The sequence below is a fragment of the Egibacter rhizosphaerae genome (assembly GCF_004322855.1).
GTDB lineage: Bacteria > Actinomycetota > Nitriliruptoria > Euzebyales > Egibacteraceae > Egibacter > Egibacter rhizosphaerae.
On record NZ_CP036402.1, the window covers coordinates 3,646,651 to 3,664,985 of the forward strand.

The 18,335-nt window shown below is 72.5% G+C and carries 15 protein-coding genes and 1 riboswitch; of the genes, 6 read left to right on the plus strand and 9 right to left on the minus strand.

The window, feature by feature from the left end; all coding sequences use genetic code 11:
• Nucleotides 1-4: 4 nt before the first annotated feature.
• A riboswitch (cyclic di-GMP riboswitch) is annotated at nt 5-79 on the minus strand.
• Nucleotides 80-124: 45 nt separating this feature from the next.
• Both ER308_RS16730 and ER308_RS16735 read right to left on the minus strand, forming a co-directional pair.
• Entirely contained in the window at nt 125-688 is a 564-nt protein-coding gene (locus ER308_RS16730; RefSeq protein WP_131156049.1) for a hypothetical protein, read from the minus strand.
• Nucleotides 685-945: a helix-turn-helix transcriptional regulator gene (locus ER308_RS16735; protein WP_131156050.1), complete on the minus strand. Its 261-nt coding sequence runs from the start codon at nt 943-945 to the stop codon at nt 685-687. Before ER308_RS16735 ends, ER308_RS16730 begins: the two co-directional genes overlap by 4 nt.
• Nucleotides 946-1,123: 178 nt before the next feature.
• On the opposite strand from ER308_RS16735, the gene ER308_RS16740 reads away from it, so the two are divergent.
• Nucleotides 1,124-2,686 carry a cell wall-binding repeat-containing protein gene (locus ER308_RS16740; protein WP_165492188.1) on the plus strand — a complete coding sequence of 521 codons (1,563 nt, stop codon included), beginning with the start codon at nt 1,124-1,126 and terminating at the stop codon, nt 2,684-2,686.
• 20 nt (nt 2,687-2,706) lie between these two features.
• Here ER308_RS16740 and ER308_RS16745 read toward each other — a convergent pair whose 3' ends face one another.
• The 3 genes from ER308_RS16745 to ER308_RS16755 are packed head-to-tail and all read right to left on the minus strand — an operon-like array spanning nt 2,707 to nt 5,650.
• Nucleotides 2,707-3,456, minus strand: a complete 750-nt coding sequence (locus tag ER308_RS16745) for a Crp/Fnr family transcriptional regulator (RefSeq protein ID WP_131156052.1) — start codon at nt 3,454-3,456, stop codon at nt 2,707-2,709.
• Nucleotides 3,453-5,420, minus strand: a complete 1,968-nt coding sequence (locus ER308_RS16750) for a heavy metal translocating P-type ATPase (RefSeq protein ID WP_205745684.1) — start codon at nt 5,418-5,420, stop codon at nt 3,453-3,455. The genes ER308_RS16745 and ER308_RS16750 overlap by 4 nt, the downstream gene beginning before the upstream one ends.
• Before the next feature lie 2 nt (nt 5,421-5,422).
• Nucleotides 5,423-5,650 carry a heavy-metal-associated domain-containing protein gene (locus ER308_RS16755; protein ID WP_131156053.1) on the minus strand — a complete coding sequence of 76 codons (228 nt, stop codon included), beginning with the start codon at nt 5,648-5,650 and terminating at the stop codon, nt 5,423-5,425.
• 194 nt (nt 5,651-5,844) lie between these two features.
• Here ER308_RS16755 and ER308_RS16760 point away from each other — a divergent pair, with 194 nt between their 5' ends.
• Entirely contained in the window at nt 5,845-6,972 is a 1,128-nt protein-coding gene (locus ER308_RS16760; protein ID WP_131156054.1) for a CopD family protein, read from the plus strand.
• Nucleotides 6,973-7,101: 129 nt separating this feature from the next.
• Nucleotides 7,102-7,815 (plus strand): copper resistance CopC family protein, encoded by a 714-nt coding sequence (locus ER308_RS16765; RefSeq protein ID WP_165492189.1) that lies wholly within the window; start codon nt 7,102-7,104, stop codon nt 7,813-7,815.
• A 155-nt stretch (nt 7,816-7,970) separates the two neighbouring features.
• On the opposite strand, the gene ER308_RS16770 is transcribed toward ER308_RS16765, so the two are convergent.
• Together ER308_RS16770 and metE are read right to left on the minus strand one after the other, a co-directional pair.
• Nucleotides 7,971-8,933, minus strand: coding sequence for a prolyl oligopeptidase family serine peptidase (locus ER308_RS16770; RefSeq protein WP_131156056.1), 963 nt, complete (start codon nt 8,931-8,933; stop codon nt 7,971-7,973).
• A gap of 61 nt (nt 8,934-8,994) precedes the next feature.
• On the minus strand, nt 8,995-11,271 hold the full coding sequence (gene metE, locus ER308_RS16775; protein ID WP_131156057.1) for a 5-methyltetrahydropteroyltriglutamate--homocysteine S-methyltransferase: 2,277 nt from the start codon (nt 11,269-11,271) through the stop codon (nt 8,995-8,997).
• A gap of 227 nt (nt 11,272-11,498) precedes the next feature.
• Here metE and ER308_RS16780 point away from each other — a divergent pair, with 227 nt between their 5' ends.
• From ER308_RS16780 to ER308_RS16790, 3 genes are all read left to right on the plus strand, one after another.
• The gene (locus ER308_RS16780; RefSeq protein ID WP_131156058.1) at nt 11,499-12,746 is read left to right on the plus strand and encodes an MFS transporter; all 1,248 of its coding nucleotides are present in this window, start codon (nt 11,499-11,501) and stop codon (nt 12,744-12,746) included.
• Between the two features lie 113 nt (nt 12,747-12,859).
• Nucleotides 12,860-13,321: a Fur family transcriptional regulator gene (locus tag ER308_RS16785; RefSeq protein WP_205745685.1), complete on the plus strand. Its 462-nt coding sequence runs from the start codon at nt 12,860-12,862 to the stop codon at nt 13,319-13,321.
• A 71-nt stretch (nt 13,322-13,392) separates the two neighbouring features.
• Entirely contained in the window at nt 13,393-14,847 is a 1,455-nt protein-coding gene (locus ER308_RS16790) for a catalase (RefSeq protein ID WP_131156059.1), read from the plus strand.
• A 126-nt stretch (nt 14,848-14,973) separates the two neighbouring features.
• Here the strand turns inward: ER308_RS16790 and ER308_RS16795 are convergent, their stop codons facing one another.
• Together ER308_RS16795 and ER308_RS16800 are read right to left on the minus strand one after the other, a co-directional pair.
• Entirely contained in the window at nt 14,974-16,224 is a 1,251-nt protein-coding gene (locus ER308_RS16795) for an alpha/beta fold hydrolase (protein ID WP_131156060.1), read from the minus strand.
• Nucleotides 16,225-16,245: 21 nt separating this feature from the next.
• On the minus strand, nt 16,246-18,231 hold the full coding sequence (locus ER308_RS16800; protein WP_165492190.1) for a cell wall-binding repeat-containing protein: 1,986 nt from the start codon (nt 18,229-18,231) through the stop codon (nt 16,246-16,248).
• Nucleotides 18,232-18,335 lie beyond the last annotated feature (104 nt).

Consider the following 18,335-nt stretch of genomic DNA (forward strand, 5'->3'; position numbering starts at 1 on the left):
TGCCTTCGGCAACCCGGCTGACCGCGTGGGTCCCGTGGCTTTGCGTCCCCGCCTCGCGACGGGTTTGCCCTTTTCGCTGCACTCGTCCCGTCGACCGTGAATCACGCTGTGTAAGCTCCGACCCTCAGTCTCGGGCGTCCTCGTCCGGGGGCTCCGGGCTCGCTGCTGCACGTGTCCGGCGCCGCCGCTCGCGGAAGGCGATCACGAGAGCGCCGAGTGCGATGACCCCGAGGCCGAACGCGCCGCCCTGCGCGGCGCCTCGCAGAAAGCTCTCGATCGTCGAGGGTGCGTCGAACTGGGCCGCAGCGACCGTCACCCCGCTCGCGGCGGCGGCGACCACGAGCGCGAAGAGGCTCAACCGCAGGGGCTGGGCACTGGTCGACTCGACGTGCCGAGGATCGACGCCGCGCCGCCGGGCGTAGGTGAGCGTCGTCACGACGGCCACCGCCCACGGCACCAGCAGGGCGGCCACCGGCACGAGTGCCGAGGCGCGGACGGTCCACAGCAGCACCGTGGCCACGAGAGGGACGCCCCACAGCAGCACCTGGAACCCGACCGCGCTGGCCTCGTTCCACACGTCGCGTTGGCGCTCCTCGGCGTAGAAGTCGCTGTCGAGGTCGCCCACGGTGGCGGCGAACCGCTCGAACCGGTCCGTGGGGTTGGCGGGATCGGGCGAGTGATCGGTCATGGCTGGAAGCTCCCTGCGTGCGGCGGCTCGGGCGTGGCGGGCCGGGCGGGTCGGAACAGCGCCTCGACGCTCGTGCCGAGCGCGTCGGCCAGCGCGAGCGCGAGGTACACCGACGGCGCGTAGCCCCCGTTCTCGATCGCGATGATCGTCTGGCGACTCACCCCGACCTGCTCGGCGAGCACTGCTTGGGTGAGCTCGAGGGCGCGCCGGGTGCGCCGCACGTCATTCTGCTGCGCTTCGGGCGAGGATCTAGTCATCGTGGGTAATGTAAAACACGGTTTACGAGAGGTCAAAGACCCTTTACTTAATTCGGCGCGGCGTGTGGGGACGCGGTCGATGTCCCCCGCCCTCTATGCTGTTCGCACACGCCAACGGTCGGGCAGCGCGGCACGCACGCCTGCGGGACTCGGCCGCCGTCGAGCGGAAGGGGGGCCGATGCCTCCGGCAACGGCGGGCGAGGTGGCCGCGGGAACGGGCAGGATCGCGGGCTCGATGCTGGTCCGATGGGCCATTGCGAGCGTCGTGGCGCTGGCCATCGCGGTCGGGCTGGTGGCTCCTGCGGCGGCTGAACGACTGGCGGGGGGCGACCGCCTTGAGACGGCGATCGAGGTCGCCCGGGACTCGTACCCTGCGGACGGCTCCGCCGGCGCGGTCGTGCTCGCGCGGGCCGACGTGTTCGCCGACGCGCTCGCGGGCACGCCGCTCGCGGTTGACCGCGCGGCACCGATGCTCATCACCTCCCCCCAGGGGCTCGCCGAACCGGTGGCCGCCGAGATCGAGCGGGCGCTCGGGGACGAGGCCTCCAAGACCGTGTACCTCCTGGGCGGCGAGGCCGCGTTGTCGACGGAGGTCGAGCAACAGGTCCGTGCCCTGGATTACCAGGTGGAGCGCCTCGAGGGTGCGACGCGGTTCGAGACCGCGGTCGCCATCGCCGAGGAGATCGGCGAGGTCGAGCGCTACCTGATGACCACCGGCAGAGCGTTCCCCGACGCGCTCGCCGCCGGCCCCGCGGCCGCAGCGGCCGACGGCGCGGTGTTGCTCACCGACGACGAGGACTCTGCCGGCCCGACCGACGACGTGCTCGACGCGAACCCGGACACCGAGCGGGTCGCGATCGGAGGGCCGGCCGCGCAGGCCCACCCCGAGGCCGACGCGATCGTCGGCGCGACTCGCGAGCACACCGCGGTGGAGGTCGCCGAGCGCTTCTTCGACGATCCACCGGCCGCGGGCCTCGCTCGGTCCGGAGCCTTCCCCGACGCCTTGACCGGTGGGGCGCACATCGGCGCACTGACCGCCCACCCCGGCGAGGGTGGTGGGCCGATGCTGCTGACCCCCACGAACCGCCTCGCCGGTCCGGTGGCCGACTACCTCTGCGCCGGCGATGTTGCCGAGACCTCCGTCTACGGGGGCACGGCCGCGATCAGCGAACGGATCGAGGCCGCCGTGGACACCGCGGTCGAGGGGGCCGGCTGCTCGGGTGAGGACCCTGCGGACGCCTCGCTGACCGACACGTCCGTCCTTCACCCGCGCGGCGTCGGCCTGGCGCAGGCCGGGATGACCCTGCACGAGGTCGAGGCGACCACCGGCACGTCGCTGGAGGTGCTCGAGTTCGAGACGTTCGGTGGGCACTGCTACTACGCGCAGCCGGAGGGCGTCTCAGGGTTCAGCCTGATGGTCGGGGCTTCCGGGGACGCGCCGCCGCAAGACCCCCGGGACGGCGTGGTGTGGCGTGCGACCACCTCGTCGATCGACGGATCGAGCGTGGCGACGTCGGCCGGCGTGCGCCCCGGCGACTCGCGGGCGGACGTGGGGGACGCCTACGGCGCCGAGAACCTCACCGAGCGCGAGCACGTCTATCAGCCCGACGGGGTGTACCTCGACTACCGCACCGACGACGGCGAGCACGGGCTGCGCTTCGAGATCGGCGGGGACGGCGAGGTCCAGATGATCCACGGTGGCGAGGGTGACGCGATTACCGCCCCCGAGGGCTGTGCCTAGCCCGATCGCCGGCGGGCGGCCTACGACGCGGGGGCGAGGGCCTCGAGGGCCTCGCGATCGGCGATCTTGATCCAGCGCCGTCCGGTTTCGAGGACCTCGTCGCGTTGGAGGCGGGCGAGGGTCCGGCTCGCGGTCTCGGGGGCGCAGCCCGCGAGATCGGCGAGGTCGTCGCGGGCGATGGGCGCGTTGATGAGCGTGCCGCCATCGCGGCGGACGCCGAGCCGGTCGGCAAGCAGGAGCAAGGCGGCGGCGAGGCGCTGCTCCGCGGTGGCGGCGGCGAGCCGATGCGCGGTCGCCTGGCTGTCGCGCAGCCGACCCCCGACCACGGCCAGTCCCGCGCGTGCCACGCTGGGGTGGTTGCGCAGCACGACGTCGAGGTCGGGACCGGTGAGGCTGAGCAGACAGGCGGGCACCAGCGCCCAGGCGCTGTCGGGGTAGCGGTCCTCGCCGAGGGCGGGCAGGACACCGAGGTAGTCCCCGGGCGCGAGGACGTCGGAGAGGAGTTCCTCGCCCTCGGATGTGGGTCGGGTGATCTTGGCCGCGCCCTGCGCGAGCACGTAGAGACGCTCGGCGGGCTGTCCGGCGCGGTAGATGGCCTCGCCGGCTTGAACGCTGCGCATGCCGCAGCGGTGGTCAACGTCGGCGATCGAGCGCTCGTCGAGGTCGGCGAACAGCGGAGCGCGCGCGAGTGCGCGGACCCGCACGTCGTGGGTGCACGTGCGCGGGTCCGCATCGGCGATTTGCAAGGGGGTCCGTCGTGGGCTGCTCACGAGGTCAGCATCGCCTCCTCGTCGTCGGTGACGCGGCGCCGGGCACCAGCTGTCGCGCTTTCGGGCTCCTCGTTCTCGTGGCTGTTGCGCTCGTGGCTGTTGCGACTCGAGCGCAGCAGCCGCAGTGCGTTGAGGATGACGGCGAGCACCGAGGCCTGGTGGACCAGCATGCCACCGGCCATGTGCACCTCGCCGGCGAGCACGCCCGTCAGCAGGACCGCGACGGTGGCCAGCGCGATCGTGACGTTCTGGCGCATGATGCGCACGGTCCGGCGGGCGAGGTGGATCGCTTCGCTCGCGCGGACCAGGCGCCCGGTGGTCAGCGCGACGTCGGCGGTCTCCATGGCCACGGGCGTGGCGGTGGCGCCCACGGCGATGCCGACATCGGCGGTGGCCAGTGCCGGCGCGTCGTTGACGCCGTCGCCGAACATCGCCACCCGCTCGCCCTCGGCTTGCAGCGCCCGGATCACCGCGAGCTTGTCCTCGGGCGAGAGCTCAGCGTGGACCTCGTCGATGCCGACCTGCTCGGCAACGGCGTGGCCCACGGCGGCGGCGTCGCCGGTGAGCATCACCCGACGGCGCACACCGGCCCGGGCCAGGTCGGCCACGGCGCGGGCGGCGTCGTCGCGAACCCGGTCGGCCAGCGCGATCACCCCCACGACCCGGGCGCCGCGGGCGAGGAGCACGGTCGTGCGCCCCGCGGAGCGGTGCCGCTCCAGGGCGGCACTGGCCTCGGGACCCACGTCGATCCCCGCCGACGACAGCAGCATGGGCGTCCCGACCAGCACCTCGCTGCCGTCGACGGTGGCCTGCACGCCGCCGCCCTCGTGGGCGACGAACGCGTCCGGGCGCTCGGGCAGCCCGAGACCGGCGGCCCGGGCGCGCTCGATGATGGGGGTGGCCAAGGGGTGCTCGGAGCCCAGCTCGACGGTCGCGGCCCACCGCAGGAGCTCGTCGGCCTCGATCCCGTCGTCGAGCGGTTCGACGGCGGCGACCTCGGGCCGGCCTTCGGTGAGCGTGCCGGTCTTGTCGAACGCGACCGCGGTGACCTTCGCGGCCTGCTCGAGGTGCTCGCCGCCCTTGACGAGGATGCCTCGACGGGCGCCCCGACCCACGCCGGCGACGACCGAGATGGGGATGGAGATCACCAGGGCACCGGGGCAGGCGATGACCAGCAGCGTGAGCGCGAGCCGCACGTCGCCGGTCAGCAGTCCCGCGACGACGGCCAGGACCACCACGCCCGGGGTGTACCAGCGGGCGAAGCGCTCGAGGAACCGCTGGGCGGGGACCTTGTGCTCCTGGGCCTCCTCGACGCGGTGAATGATGCGGCCCAGGGCGGTGTCGGCGCCCACGCGATCGGCGCGGACCTCCAGCACGCCGCCGGCGGCGGTCGTGCCGGCGTACACCTCGCTGCCCGGCTGCTTCTCCACCGGCATGGACTCGCCGGTGACGGTCTGCTCGTCGACCGCGGCGCGGCCGAGCAGCACCTGGCCGTCGACCGGGATGCGGTGGCCGGGCCGCACGATCACGGTCTCGCCCTCACCCACCTCGGCGGGGGCGACGGCCACCTCGGCGCCGTCGCGGCGGACGGTCGCGGTCTCGGGCACCAGCTCCAGCAGCAGTGCCAGGGCGCGCCGGGTCCGGCCCATGGTCATGGCCTCCAGCGCGCCGCCGAGGGCGAACAGCCCCGTGACCGCCGCGGCCTCCCACACCTCGCCGATCACCACCGCGCCGATCGCGGCGATGGTCACCAGCGCCTCGATGCCCACCCGACGGATCCGCAGGTCGCGGACCGCGCGCACCGCGATCGGGGTGCCGGCGACGGCCGCTGCGGTGATCAGCAAGCCGGCGTACACCGGCTCCGACCAGGCTCGCAGCGCGAAGCCGGCCGCGATCAGGATCGCGGCGACGGCGACCTGGACCCACCGCCGCTGCATCCTCGTGGACTCCATCGATCCGGCCATGGCTAGAACCCCCGCGGCGCTGCGGTGTAGCCGGCTTCGCCGACCGCGGCCACCAGATCGGCGACCGAGACCGCCTCGGGGTCGTGGCGGACCTCGATCCGCCCGGTCGTGGTGTGCACGCTGGCCTGCTCGACGCCGGCCAGTGCGTGCAGCCGCCCCTCGATCTTGCCGATGCACGAGGGGCACGAGAGCTCGTTGCTGTACAGGTTCGTCGTTCGCAGTGTCTGCATCACAGCCTCCTGGTTCTTTGGTTTGGCGGGCCGGCTCTCACCGGCCTTGCTCACAGCATCGCCAGGTCGCCCAGGGGGCTGCGTGACCCAGATCACGTAACCGCGGTGATTCCTCGCCCCACGCCTGAGCTGGAGCCGCGCGCGCAGCGCCGACGCGCTCCTCGGAGGGGCAAGGCGATGGCACTATTCGGCGCATGCGAGAGGACATGGAGGCCCCGCTCGGTCAGCGCCCCTCCGCGCGCCGGGGGCTCGGGGTGGCGATGGCGATCGCGGTCTCCGTGGGGGTAGTTGCTGCGGGCGCGCTGCAGCTCGTCCACGGCGACGGGGAAGGGATCGGGCTCGCCGCTGCCCTGGTGCGGTTCGCCCGGTACCTCACCACTACGCTGGCCGTCGGCGGCGTGATCTTCCTCACCATCGTGCGGCCGCCGGCGCTCCCGGTGGCGCCGGCAGCACGCCGGATCACCATGGTCGTTGCTGGGGTCAGCGGGGTCGTCGCGGCGCTCGGCGTCCCCTCGCAGGCCGCCTACCTCGCAGCTCGTCCCAGCGCCGTCGTCGACCCGTCCGCGATCGCCGGGGTGCTCGGCAGCGGGTTCGGTCAGAGCGCGGCACTGGGGGTCGTGGGCGCGGTGGCGCTGCTCTTCGCCGCCCGGAGCGCCCCAGCGCCGCTCTCGGGCGCACTCGGTGCTCCTGCGGTGCTCGTCGCGCTCGGCGCGTTCCTGCTCACCGGCCACACCGCCACCAGCGAGCCGCGACTGCTCGTCCTCGGGGCCAACCTCGTCCACACCGCCGCGGCGGCCGTCTGGCTCGGTGGCCTCGTGCTGCTGCCTGTCGCGCTGCGGGAGCGTCGCCGCGCGGACGATCTCGCCGGGGCCGCGCGCCTGCTCGCGGGGTTCTCGACCGCAGCGACGTGGGCGATCGTGGCGGTGGCTGTCGCCGGTGGGGCACTGACGTGGGTCGAGGTCCGCGCCGTGGAGGCGATGGCCACCCCCTACGGCCTCGTGCTCGGTGGCAAGGTTGGCGTGGTCGCGTTCGTGGCCGCGCTCGGCACGTACAACAACCGCCGCCTCGTGCCGCAACTCACCTCGCCGGGGACCGAGCCGGAAGGGTGGGACCGCCTGCGCGTCATCGTGCGCCTCGAGGCCGCCCTGCTCGTGGTGGCGCTCGCGCTCACCGCGGTGCTGGTGAACGTCACGCCGGCGCGCGTCGATGCGGAGATCGACCAGGCGACCGAGGGCCCCGGCATTGCGGTCGACACGACCGTTGAGCGCTTCGTCGAGACGAGAGCCGGATCACCCCAAGGATCGCAGCCGGGGATGAGGTGAGAGGGACCCTCACCGGCGAGACGTCCGATCGGACGTGCGCGCCCTGGCCACCACGGTCAGACTGACGACTCGTTCGCAACGGATAGCCGCTCGCAGGAGGGCTAGGAAGGCATCGCCATGCACCGGGTCGTGACTGCGGCAACCCTCGTGACCGTGCCGCTCGCCCTGTTGGCGACTCTCGTTTTGCTGGCGTGGTGGGCGGGCCCGGCGGGTGCCCACGCTGCACTCTTGGAGTCGCAACCGGATGAGGGGGAGGAGATCGAGGGCGGCCCCGACGTGCTCGTGCTCGTGTTCAACGAGGACATCGACGAGCCGGCCATCATCGAGGTCACCGATCCGGCGGGGGAGGAGGTCACCGACCCCGATGCCGAGATCGACGGTGCCGAGGCGCGTCTCGACCTCGTCGACGTCCTCGCGGAGGACGGCACGTACGAGGTCGCGTGGCGCGTCGTCTCCGTCGACGACCATTCGGTCGAGGGCGAGTTCAGCTTCGAGGCCGTCAACGTGGCCGATGACGAGGCCGCTGACGATGAGGATGACGAGGAGTCGGACAGCGAGGTCGCCGCCACGGACGACGAGGGTGCCGAGGATGCCGCCACTGATGAGGACCTGTCCGACGACGATGCCGACGAGGACGAGCACGCCCACGACGAGGGTGCCGAGGACGAGGACGCCGAGGACGAGAGCACCGATGACGACCTCGCCGCGCTCGACGACGCCGACGAGACCGCAGCGGAGGGTGGGACGACCACCGCGTGGGTCGTGGGGCTCGTGATCGTGCTGGGACTCGCTGCGCTCGCGGGCGGCCTGGTGCTCGGCCGCCGTCGAGGCGCCGACCGCTAGGAGCGATGCGCCTCTGCCTCGCTCGCTCCACTACGGGACGACGGCACCTGAGCCGGATACTTGCGGCCGCCGGTGCGGCGGCGTCTCACCTGGCGTGGCCCGCGGGGCAGGGGAGTGACTGCTCATGCCGACACGAGCGCAGGGCCGGCTGGTCATCATTCGCCGCTCATGGCTCGGGCGCGGGCCCAGCCGACGATGAGCTCGTGACGCTCGCCGGTGAGCTCGTGCCCTCCGTCCATGACGCGGCACTCGAGGGCGTCGGCCGCTCCCGTCGCGGCGTAGGCAGCGGCAGCCGAGGCCGCGACCTCGCTGGCGTCGATGGCATGCCGGTCGTCGGTGCCGGCGACCAGCAGGGCCGGCCGGGGCGCGATGCAGGCGACCACGGTGTCCATGTCCAGCCGATGGGCGATACCCGGCACGACGAGGGCGCGCTCGAGGCTCACCTCGGCTGCGATCTTCGCGCGATAGGTCGCGGCCGCCCCGCTGGCGCAGGCGAAGCGGATCCGCTCATCGATGGCGCTCAGCAGGAGGGTGTTGTGACCACCATAGGAGTGGCCGACCGCCCCGAGCCTGGTGGGGTCGACGCCGGGGACGGCGCTCAGGACCGACACCGCCTCGACGGCGTCCTGCAGCACCTTGCGCGCCAGCGTGTCCCCGGCGACGAGCCGGTAGGCGAGCTCGTTGTCGTGCTGGTGTAGGTCGTCGTGGTGTCGCTCGAGGCCGTCGGTCTGTCGCCGCCGGTCCTCGAAGCACACCGAGTCCGGGGCGAGCACGGTGATCCCGGCGCGGGCCAGCGGGGGCCCGAGGGCCTGCAGCGGCTCGCCGGCGAGGCCGGCGACCTCGCTCTTGCCGAGATGCCATTGGCTGGCGTGCTGATGGAAGACCACGATGCCCGGCGAGGCCGTGGCCTCGGGCTCACCCACGCCGGCCCCGGGTCGCAGGAGGTACGCGGGGACACGGTCGCCGTCGGACACCTCGTACACGATGCGCGCCAACGTGTAGTCCGACTGCGGCTCGACCCACTCGGTCTCGTAGGCGGGCGGGCTCGACGGGGTGTCGACACCGAGGAAGTCCCGGATCTCGGCCGGGGAGTCGAGGCGTTGCTCGGACGCTGACACCGCTCATCCTTTCGCGCTCGAGCTCGACGATCACGTCGAGCTGAACGAGGGCATCCCGCGGCTACCGGAGCCGTCGGGCGGCGTCGACCATGCGCGCGAGCGCCGGCTCGACCTCGTCGTAGTCGCGGGTCTTGAGACCGCAGTCGGGGTTGACCCACAGACGCTCGGCGGGGATGCGCTGCAGGCCGAGGCGCAGCAGTTCCTCCATCTCCTCGGCCGTGGGGACGCGAGGGGAGTGGATGTCGTAGACGCCGGGGCCGATCTCGCGCTCGAACGCGATCTCGTCGAGCTCGTCGACCACCGCCATGCGCGAGCGGGCCGCCTCCACGCTGGTGACGTCGGCATCGAGCGCGTCGATCGCGTCGAGGACGTCGCCGAACTCGGCGTAGCACATGTGGGTGTGGATCTGGGTCGCGTCGCCGACGCCGCTGGTGGCCAGCCGGAAGGCCTCCACGGCCCACTCGAGGTACGCGGGCCGCTCGGCCGCGCGCAGCGGGAGCAACTCCCGCAACGCCGGCTCGTCCACCTGGATGACCCCGATCCCGGCAGCCTCCAGATCGCGTGCCTCGTCGCGGACCGCGAGCGCGACCTGTCGCGCCGTGTCCGCCAGCGGCTGGTCGTCGCGCACGAACGACCAGGCCAGCATCGTGACCGGCCCGGTGAGCATCCCCTTCATCGGGCGGTCGGTGAGGCTCTGGGCGTAGGTCGCCCAGCCGACGGTCATCGGCGCGTCTCGGACGACGTCGTCGTGCAGGATCGGGGGCCGCACGCAGCTGGTCCCGAACGACTGCACCCAGCCGTGCTCGGTGGCGGCGTAGCCCGACAGTTGCTCGGCGAAGTACTGCACCATGTCGTTGCGCTCGGGCTCCCCGTGCACCAGGACGTCGAGCTCCAAGGACTCCTGTAGCTCCACGACGCGGGCGACCTCGTCGCGCATGGCCTGCGCGTACTCCTCCTCGCTCTGGCGCCCCGCCCGGTGAGCGGCTCGCGCCTGGCGGATCTCCCGGGTCTGCGGGAACGAGCCGATCGTGGTGGTCGGCAGCGCGGGCAAGGCGAGGCGGCGTCGCTGCGCCACGGCGCGGGTCTCGTAGGGAGCCCGCCGCGCGTCCTCAGGGGTGAGGGCGGCGACGCGCCGGCGCACGTCCTCGTCGCCGCGCGGAGCGGGGTCGGCAGCGGAGGTCTCGCCACGCCGACCCTGGCGGTGGGCGTCGGCCAGCTCGACCACTTCGGCGAGCTTCTGATCGGCGAACGCCAGGCGCTGGCGCAGCTCATGGGGCAGGTGCGCCTCGCGGGTGACGTCGTGGGGAACGTGCAACAGGGGGGAGGCGGTGCCCACGGCAGTCGCACCCGCGAGGGCGCCGACGCGCTCGAGCTGCCCGAGTGCGCGCTCGGGGTCGGTGCGCCAGACGTTGCGGCCGTCGACAACGCCGGTGACCACGGTCTTGTCCGCCAGGCCGCCCACGGTGCCGTGGTCGCTGCGGTCGCCCGGCACCGCGCCCTCGACCAGGTCGAGGGCGATCGCCTCGACCGGGCTGGCCGCCAGCGTGCCGAGGGCTGGGCCGAGATCGCCGTAGTAGCCGGCGACCAGCAGCGCCGGGCGTCGCGCGGGCTGGGCGAGGACGCGATAGGCGTGCTCCAGCGCGGCGAGCTCACCGTCGCTGCGGTCGGCGACGAACGCGGGCTCGTCGAGCTGCACCCACGCCGCTCCCTCGACGGCCAAGCGCTCGAGGAGGTCGACGTAGGCGGTGAGGACGTCGTCGAGTCGGTCCACGGGGTGGAATCCCTCGGGGGCCTCGGGTGCCCGTGCCGCGAGCAGCAGATAGGTCACCGGGCCCAACACGACCGGACGTGTGTCGAGGCCGAGGTCGCGTGCCTCCCGATACTCGGCGACGGGCTTGTCGCCCGCCAAGGAGATCGGCGTGTCGGGGCCGATCTCGGGCACGAGGTAGTGGTAGTTGGTGTCGAACCACTTCGTGAGCTCGAGCGGCGGGGCGTCCCCGTGCCCGCGGGCCATGGCGAAGTAGGTGTCGAGGTCGCTGAGGTCGAGCGCGGCGAACCGCGGGGGCACGGCTCCGAGCATGTCGGTCGTGTCGAGCACGTGGTCGTAGAGCGAGTGCGTGTTGCTCGGCACCGAGTCGAGGCCGGCGTCGTCGAGGCGGCTCCAGGTGGCCGAGCGCAACTCCCGGGTCGCTGCCGCGAGGTCCTCGACGGCGAGGTCGCCACGCCAGTAGCCCTCGAGCGCGGCCTTGAGCTCGCGGTTCGGGCCGATCCTCGGGTAGCCGAGGATGGTCGCTCCCACGGCTGGCGGCCCGATCCTGCTGGTGTCCTCGTCACTCATGCGATGCTCACCTTCCGCTCGTGCGTTCTCGTCGTCGCGGACCGACCGCGACACGGTCGGTCGCGGGGTCGCGCCCGACCATGGTGGCGCGCCACTGGATCCAGGCGAGGGTGACGTATTGGACAGGGGTCCGAAGTTTATGGGAGAGTGGCGAGGCCGGAACGGTCGGGTGATCGGAGGACGCCCCGGGCGCGCGGTGGCGCCTCGGGAATCCGCATCGAGGGGCGATGGCGCGGACGGGTGACGAGCAGGAGGCTGCGCAGGAGGCCGCCGGGCCCCGTGACCGGGTTGCCGCCGGGGCCGTCGTGGGCGCGCACACCCTGCAGCACCTCTACCAGCACGGGTTCTACGTCATCCTGCCCGAGGTGTACGCGGCCTTGTCGCTGACCCCGATCGCGGGGGGCGCCATCGAGACGGCGCGTCGCGTGGCCGGCGGCGTCGCGAGCATGGGCGGCGGGTTCGTGCTCGATCGCTTCCAGGACAAGCGCATCCTCGTGCTGTACTTGAGCCTGCTCACGATGGGGCTCGGGTACCTGCTGGTCGGGGTCGCGCCCACGTACGTCGTGATCCTGGTCGCGGTCGCATTGGCCAACGCGGCTGGCTCGATCTGGCACCCGGCCGCGCTCAGCCTGCTGTCGCAGCGCTACCCGCACCGGCGAGGTTTCTGGCTCGCGCTGCACCGTGCGGCCGGCAGCGTGGGCGACGTTACGGGTCCGCTGCTGGTCGGCGCCCTGCTCACGGTGCTCGTGTGGCAGGGGGTGTTGTACGGGGCGCTGCCCCTGGCCCTCGTCTTCGCGCTCCTGCTGTGGGTCGTGCTCCGCAAAGCACCTCAGTGGCAGGCCACGACGCAGGCACCGACGGGCGAGCGGCGCTCCTTCCGCGAACAGTCCAAGGCGCTCGGGGCGATGCTCCGCGGGCGGAGTCTGCGGCGGTTGCTGCTGGTGGGCGCCTTCAACGGTCTCGGACAGGGCGGCCTGCTCGTCTGGCTCGGGATCTACCTGAGCGAGACCCAGGGCATGGGCAGCGTCGGCATCGGTGTGCATACCGCGTTGCTGACCGGGTTCGGGATCGTAGCCGGCCCACTCACCGGCATGCTCTCCGACCGCGTGGGCCGCAAGCCGGTGATCGCCGGGGTGCTCGCGGCGAAGTCCCTGATCGCGGTCGGCATGGCGCTCGCCGGCAGCGGCGTGCTGCTGAGCCTGCTCGTGGCGCTCATGGGCACGGTCATGTTCGGCGCCAACTCGCTCATCCAGGCCGGGGCACTCGACGTCGCCGACGGCCACGACCTCGAAGGCTCCATGATCGGGCTCCTGTGGGGCGTGAACGCGCTGTTCGCCGGCCTGTCGCCGCTCGTGCTCGGCGTCCTCGTCCAGGGGATCGGCTTCGCCGTGCTCTTCTGGTACGTCGCCGCGGTCAATGCCCTGGCCACCGTCATGGCGCTCATGCTCCCACGTTTGGAGCGACGGGGTCGCTGAAGACAGCCAAGGGGCGTCCCGAGGCGGCGGCGCGGACCGGCGGAGGACCGCAGGCTTGGGGGCGGGACCTACTCTCTTGACTGGTTCCAGTTTGGGTGTGAGCCTTCTACGCCGTGAGCGACTCTGACGGCCCGGATGTGACCGGGCACCTGCGCGAGGTGGGGCTCCGGGCGACCGCCCCTCGCAGGGCGGTCCTGGAGTGGCTGGCCGAGCACCCGCATGCGACCGCTGAGCAGGTGGCAGAGGGCGCGCGTCAGCGCCTGGGAGCCATCTCGAAGCAGGGCGTCTACGACGTTCTCGCCGCTTGCGCCGACGCCGGCCTGGTCCGGCAGATCCGCCCGGCCGGGCATCCTGCCCGGTTCGAGCGGCGCACCGGTGACAATCACCACCACCTCGTGTGCCGCAGCTGCGGCACCGTCGACGATGTCGACTGCGTCACCGGCGAGGCGCCGTGCGTGACCCCCGAGGACCACCGGGGCTACGAGGTCGACGAGGCCGAAGTGGTGCTCTGGGGGCTCTGCGCTCACTGCCGTTCCGGTGCCCGGAGCGCTCCGTCCCCGCCGCCCGCTGGCTGACCACGCCGCACGGACCGGCCGGGTGGCACCCGGGCACCGCCACGCCACGCACCCGATAGAAAGGCCTCATCTTGGCCAGCGAGCATCGCCAGCCCACCACCACCGACGCCGGCATTCCGGTCGCCAGCGACGAGCACTCGCTCACCGTCGGGCCGGACGGCCCGATCGTGCTCCACGACCACTACCTCATCGAGCAGATGGCCAACTTCAACCGCGAGCGCATCGCGGAACGCCAGCCCCACGCCAAGGGCGCCGGCGCGTTCGGCCGCTTCGAGGTCACCGGCGACGTGAGCGAGTACACCAAGGCCGCCGTCTTCCAGCCGGGGACCAGCACCGAGACGCTGCTGCGCTTCTCCTCGGTCGCCGGCGAGCGCGGCAGCCCCGACACGTGGCGCGACCCGCGCGGCTTCGCGTTGAAGTTCTACACCAGCGAAGGCAACTACGACATGGTCGGCAACAACACGCCGATCTTCTTCATCCGCGATCCGATGAAGTTCCAGCACTTCATCCGCTCGCAGAAGCGTCGAGCGGACAGCAACCTGCGCGACCACGACATGCAGTGGGACTTCTGGACGCTCTCCCCGGAGTCGGCACACCAGGTCACCTGGCTGATGGGCGACCGCGGCATCCCTGCCACCTGGCGGCACATGAACGGCTACTCGAGCCACACCTACATGTGGGTCAACGCCGAGGGGCAGAAGTTCTGGGTGAAGTACCACTTCAAGACCGACCAGGGCCTCAAGACGCTCACCCAGGAGGAGGCCGACCGGCTCGCCGGAGAGGACGGGGACTACCACACGCGTGACCTGTTCGACGCCATCGACGGCGGCGACTACCCCAGCTGGACCCTCTACGTGCAGGTGATGCCCTTCGATGAGGCCGCGACCTACCGGTTCAACCCCTTCGACCTGACCAAGGTGTGGCCGCACGGCGACTACCCGTTGATCGAGGTGGGTCGTCTGACCCTCGACCGCAACCCGACCGACTTCCACACCGAGATCGAGCAGGCCGCGTTCGAGCCGAACAACCTCGTGCCCGGCATCGGCCCGAGCCCGGACAAGATGCTCCTGGCGCGGATCTTCTCCTACGCCGACGCGCATCGGGCGCGCATCGGGGTCAACTACAAGCAGATCCCGGTGAACTCGGCGCAGAGTCCCGTGCACAGCTACAGCAAGGACGGGGCGATGCGGGTCGAGAAGGTCTCGGATCCGGTCTACGCGCCCAACAGCAAGGGCGGCCCACAGGCCGACGGGGTCGGCTACCCCGACGACGCGTCGTGGCACACGCAGGGCGAGATGGTGCACCACGCGTACACGCCGCGCCGCGACGACGACGACTTCGTGCAGGCCGGCACGCTGGTGCGCGAGGTCATGGACGACGCTCAGCGGGACCGGCTGGTCAGCAACGTGGTCGGCCACCTCTCCGACGGAGTGAGCGATCCGGTGCTCCAGCGCGCGATCGAGTACTGGCGCAACGTCGACAAGGATGTCGGAGATCGGATCGCCCGGGGCGTGAACGGGGGCTGAGGCCGAACAGCGACCGGGGCGACCCGATGCGGTCGCCTCGGTCGTCCTGAGCCGGTGCGCGGCGCCGCGGTCTCGCGCTCGGGGCTGCGTGTCCTCGCGCTTCGGCGCGGCACGTGAGCTAGTCCGTCAGCGCTGCCCGCCGCCGGCGAGCGGTCGGCGCCGCCGTGGCGCGGGCACGAGGGACGCGGCCCGCACGGCCCCGGCGATGGCGTGCCCCAGCCACCGGGACGCACCCCGACGGGGGAGTGCGGCGAGCCGGTCGGCGACGCCCGGGAGTTTGCCGTGGTTGCCGACTTGGACCGCGCGGGCGACGTACAGGGCCGCGAGCTGGTGGGTGTCCAGCGCGCTGTGACCGGTCCGGGCCAACGGGACCAGGGCGGCGTCGGGCGCGCGCTCGACGATGCTCTCCGCGATCGGTCGTGGCGTGCGTAGATCCCGGTCACCCGAGACCACGGCCATGGGCCACCGGGCCTCGGGGAGGTGGTGGGCGAGGTCGAAGGGCTCGCCGGCGAACGGTGGATAGCGGTCGGCGACCGCGCCGAACGCCAGGTTCAGGTCGAGCACGCCGCCGTCGGGCGATGGGGCGTACGCGAGCTCGCGGAAGGCGATGGTGCCGACCAGGTCGAACTCCATCACGTAGCGGTGCACCTCGCTCACCTCGCGGCTGCCGAGTGCGGCCAGACGCTCCCAGATGCGCTGTCCGCGCCCCGCGAGACGCAGCCGGAGCAGCCGGGTCAGGTTGTTCGCACCGGCGAACTCGTAGACCGGCTGCACCACGTCGGTGGCCGAGGACCGATCGACCGCGCCCGTATCGACCGCGGCTCGCAGCAGCGCCGCCACCTCGGCCGTGTCCGGGTGCTCGCCCTCCCACAAGAGGCGTCGCAAGTGCGCCCGCGTGACCGCGTGGTCGCTGGTTGACACCTTCGGTGAATCCAGCACCGTCCCCGCCACGCGGTCCGCATGGCGCACCCCGAACACCTGCGCCAGGTAGCTGCCGTAGGAGGTGCCGTACACGACCGCACGCTGGACGCCGCACGCGTCGAGCACCGCGGCGAGGTCGTCGGCGGCCTGCGTGATCGTGAGCGCCTCAGAGGGCAGGTCGGCCCCCTGTACGTCGTGCCGCGAGAACCCCACGCCGCGGTGCTCGACCATGATCACGTCGAGTCCGCGCTTCGCTGCTTCTCGGCGAAGGCGGTGGTACGGGAGGACCGAGGCCAGCCCCGGGCCACCGGGGACCAGCAGGATCGGCACGTCACTCTCGGGGCCGTCTCGAACGTAGGCCAGGTCGAAGGTCTCCCCCCTGCCTGGCGCCAGCGACCGGGCGACGGAGCGGACGTCGAGCTTGGCGCTCAGGCGTTCGACAGCATCGGTCCGCATCGCGCCTCCTGGCGGCCCGGCTCAGCCGCAGCTGCCGAATCCGGCGTCCGTGAACTCGCCCGCCTCGAGCTGTGGGTCGTCAACGGCCGCGAACTCCCACTGGTAGCCCACGTCGTGCAGGTCGAGCTCGAGCACGCCGAAGTGCGCGTCGGTTCCGGTCACCTGCAGGTGATGACGCTGCTCGGCGAAGGGATGGAGGTTGACTCCGCCCGTGCCGACGACGAACACGCGCATCCCGTCGTCGACATCGACGCCGCCGCTCGCATCGGCGCGCCGCATCCGCTCGTACTTGTGGGCGTGGGCGGTGAGGAGCACGTCGACCCCCGCGTCCTCCATCTCTTCGAGGAGTGGGCGCACGTACGGATCATCGCCGTGACGAGGGCTTGAGCTGAAGGCGGTGTGGTGCATGAACGCGAGCGTGCACGGCTGGTCGCTGGCCTCCAATCGCTCGCGCAGCCACCGGGCCTGCTCCCCGTCCGGTTCGCAGTCCACGCCCGAGCGGCAGTTCGAATCGATCGCCAGCACCTGCCAGTAACCGAGTTCGCGCTCGTAGTAGCCCGCGAACGGTTCCCCGATGTCGTGGCCTTCGAAGTACTCGAAGTAGCCTCGCGCGCCGCTCGATTGGCCCTCGCTGTCCCGGTAGTACTCGTGGTTGCCCGGCACCGGCAGCGTCCGTTCCCGGAACTCGCCCCACGTCGGGTCGTAGGACGCCTGCAAGTTCTCGATGGTCGCGTCGTTGTACTGCAGGTCGCCCAGCGCGAACACCCAGTCGGCGCCCGCGGCGAGCTCGGCGGTGTCGGCGTGTCGGCACTCCTCCACCGGATCCCAGTCCCACTCGGGGTCGCAGGCGATGTCGCCGGCGGCCGTCGTGCGGATCACGTCGCCTTCGCCAGCGCGAGCGAGCGCCTCGACGTCGCGGGCAGCGACCTCGCCGACGGCCCCCGTGCCGCCGACCACGGTGGCCGAGCTCACGCCGGCGTCGGTCAGCCAGCGCGCGGAGGGGGCCGCGAGGTCCCAGTCACGCCCGTCGGTCAGGAGCAGCGGTCCACCGCGCTGCGCGGCGGCCGGGCCAGCCGCGAGCGCGTCCGGCCAATCGCGACCGGACACCACCCAGGGGTGTCCGCCGTCCAGACCGGCATCGACGCTGCGCTCGGCGATCGCAGCCGAGGTCTCCCACCGGTCGGTGCCGGCGACGCGGGTCACGGCGCCCACGATCCGCTCGAGCTCGTCGGCGACGCTCCCACTGACCGCGCTGGACCCGCCGATGATGACGAGCTCGTCGACGTCCATGGCCGACAGCGCGTCGACGGTGACCGACGGAAGCCGGTCGTGACGGGTCAGCAGGACGGGCTCCCGCTCGCTCGCCGCGAGTCCCGCGGTGGCGGTCGCGTCCGGCCAGCCGCGCTGCGGATCGGCGTGTTGGCCTTCCACCACGTACGCGCGTCCCGGCGACCCCCCGACGGCGTTCGCAACACGCTCGGCGACCTGCGCGGCGGTGTCGAACCGGTCCGCGCCTCGGACCCGATCCACGTCGATGCCGCGATCGTCCAGTGTCGTTTCGACAGCGGCGGGTACGGCCTGCTCGCCGCCGAGCACGGTGACCCGATCGGGGGAGAGGCGGTCGAGCTCCTCGCTCACCGTTGGTTCGAGGTCATCGCCCCGGGTCAGCAGCACGGGCCCGCCGGCAGCGCCCGCCAGCGCCGAGCCGGCCAGGGCGTCCGGGTACTGCGTGCCGGTGGCCAGCACCGCGTGGTCGGCGCCGTCGGTGAACGTGGCCCCCGAGACCGCCACAGCGGTGTGCACCCGGTCGGGACCGGCGAGCCGCTCCACGCGTGGGTCGTGCGCCCATCGTGGTCCCACCTCCCCCGGTTCCTCGGGCTCGGTCGAGGCCACGGAGCTCGCCGGCGCAGGGGGAGCCGGTGGCTCGGCCGAGGCGTCGGGTGGCAGGATGACGGCGAGCAGGGCAACCGTGAGCGCGAGCGTGGTGACCGTGGCCGCCCCGTGCACCCAGGAGGCCGCGACCCCTCGACGGGCTCGCGGCGATCGGGGGCGGTGGGGGAGCCCGGTGATTGGTCGTTGCGATGGGAGGCGCAAGGAAGCGACAGCCTAGG

Bases quoted from the DNA above. Each gene is read 5' to 3' on its own strand.
- ER308_RS16730 (WP_131156049.1), bottom strand. From the start codon at position 688: ATGACCGATCACTCGCCCGATCCCGCCAACCCCACGGACCGGTTCGAG.
- ER308_RS16735 (WP_131156050.1), bottom strand. From the start codon at position 945: ATGACTAGATCCTCGCCCGAAGCGCAGCAGAATGACGTGCGGCGCACC.
- ER308_RS16740 (WP_165492188.1), top strand. From the start codon at position 1,124: ATGCCTCCGGCAACGGCGGGCGAGGTGGCCGCGGGAACGGGCAGGATC.
- ER308_RS16750 (WP_205745684.1), bottom strand. From the start codon at position 5,420: ATGGCCGGATCGATGGAGTCCACGAGGATGCAGCGGCGGTGGGTCCAG.
- ER308_RS16755 (WP_131156053.1), bottom strand. From the start codon at position 5,650: ATGCAGACACTGCGAACGACGAACCTGTACAGCAACGAGCTCTCGTGC.
- ER308_RS16760 (WP_131156054.1), top strand. From the start codon at position 5,845: ATGCGAGAGGACATGGAGGCCCCGCTCGGTCAGCGCCCCTCCGCGCGC.
- metE (WP_131156057.1), bottom strand. From the start codon at position 11,271: ATGAGTGACGAGGACACCAGCAGGATCGGGCCGCCAGCCGTGGGAGCG.
- ER308_RS16780 (WP_131156058.1), top strand. From the start codon at position 11,499: ATGGCGCGGACGGGTGACGAGCAGGAGGCTGCGCAGGAGGCCGCCGGG.
- ER308_RS16795 (WP_131156060.1), bottom strand. From the start codon at position 16,224: ATGCGGACCGATGCTGTCGAACGCCTGAGCGCCAAGCTCGACGTCCGC.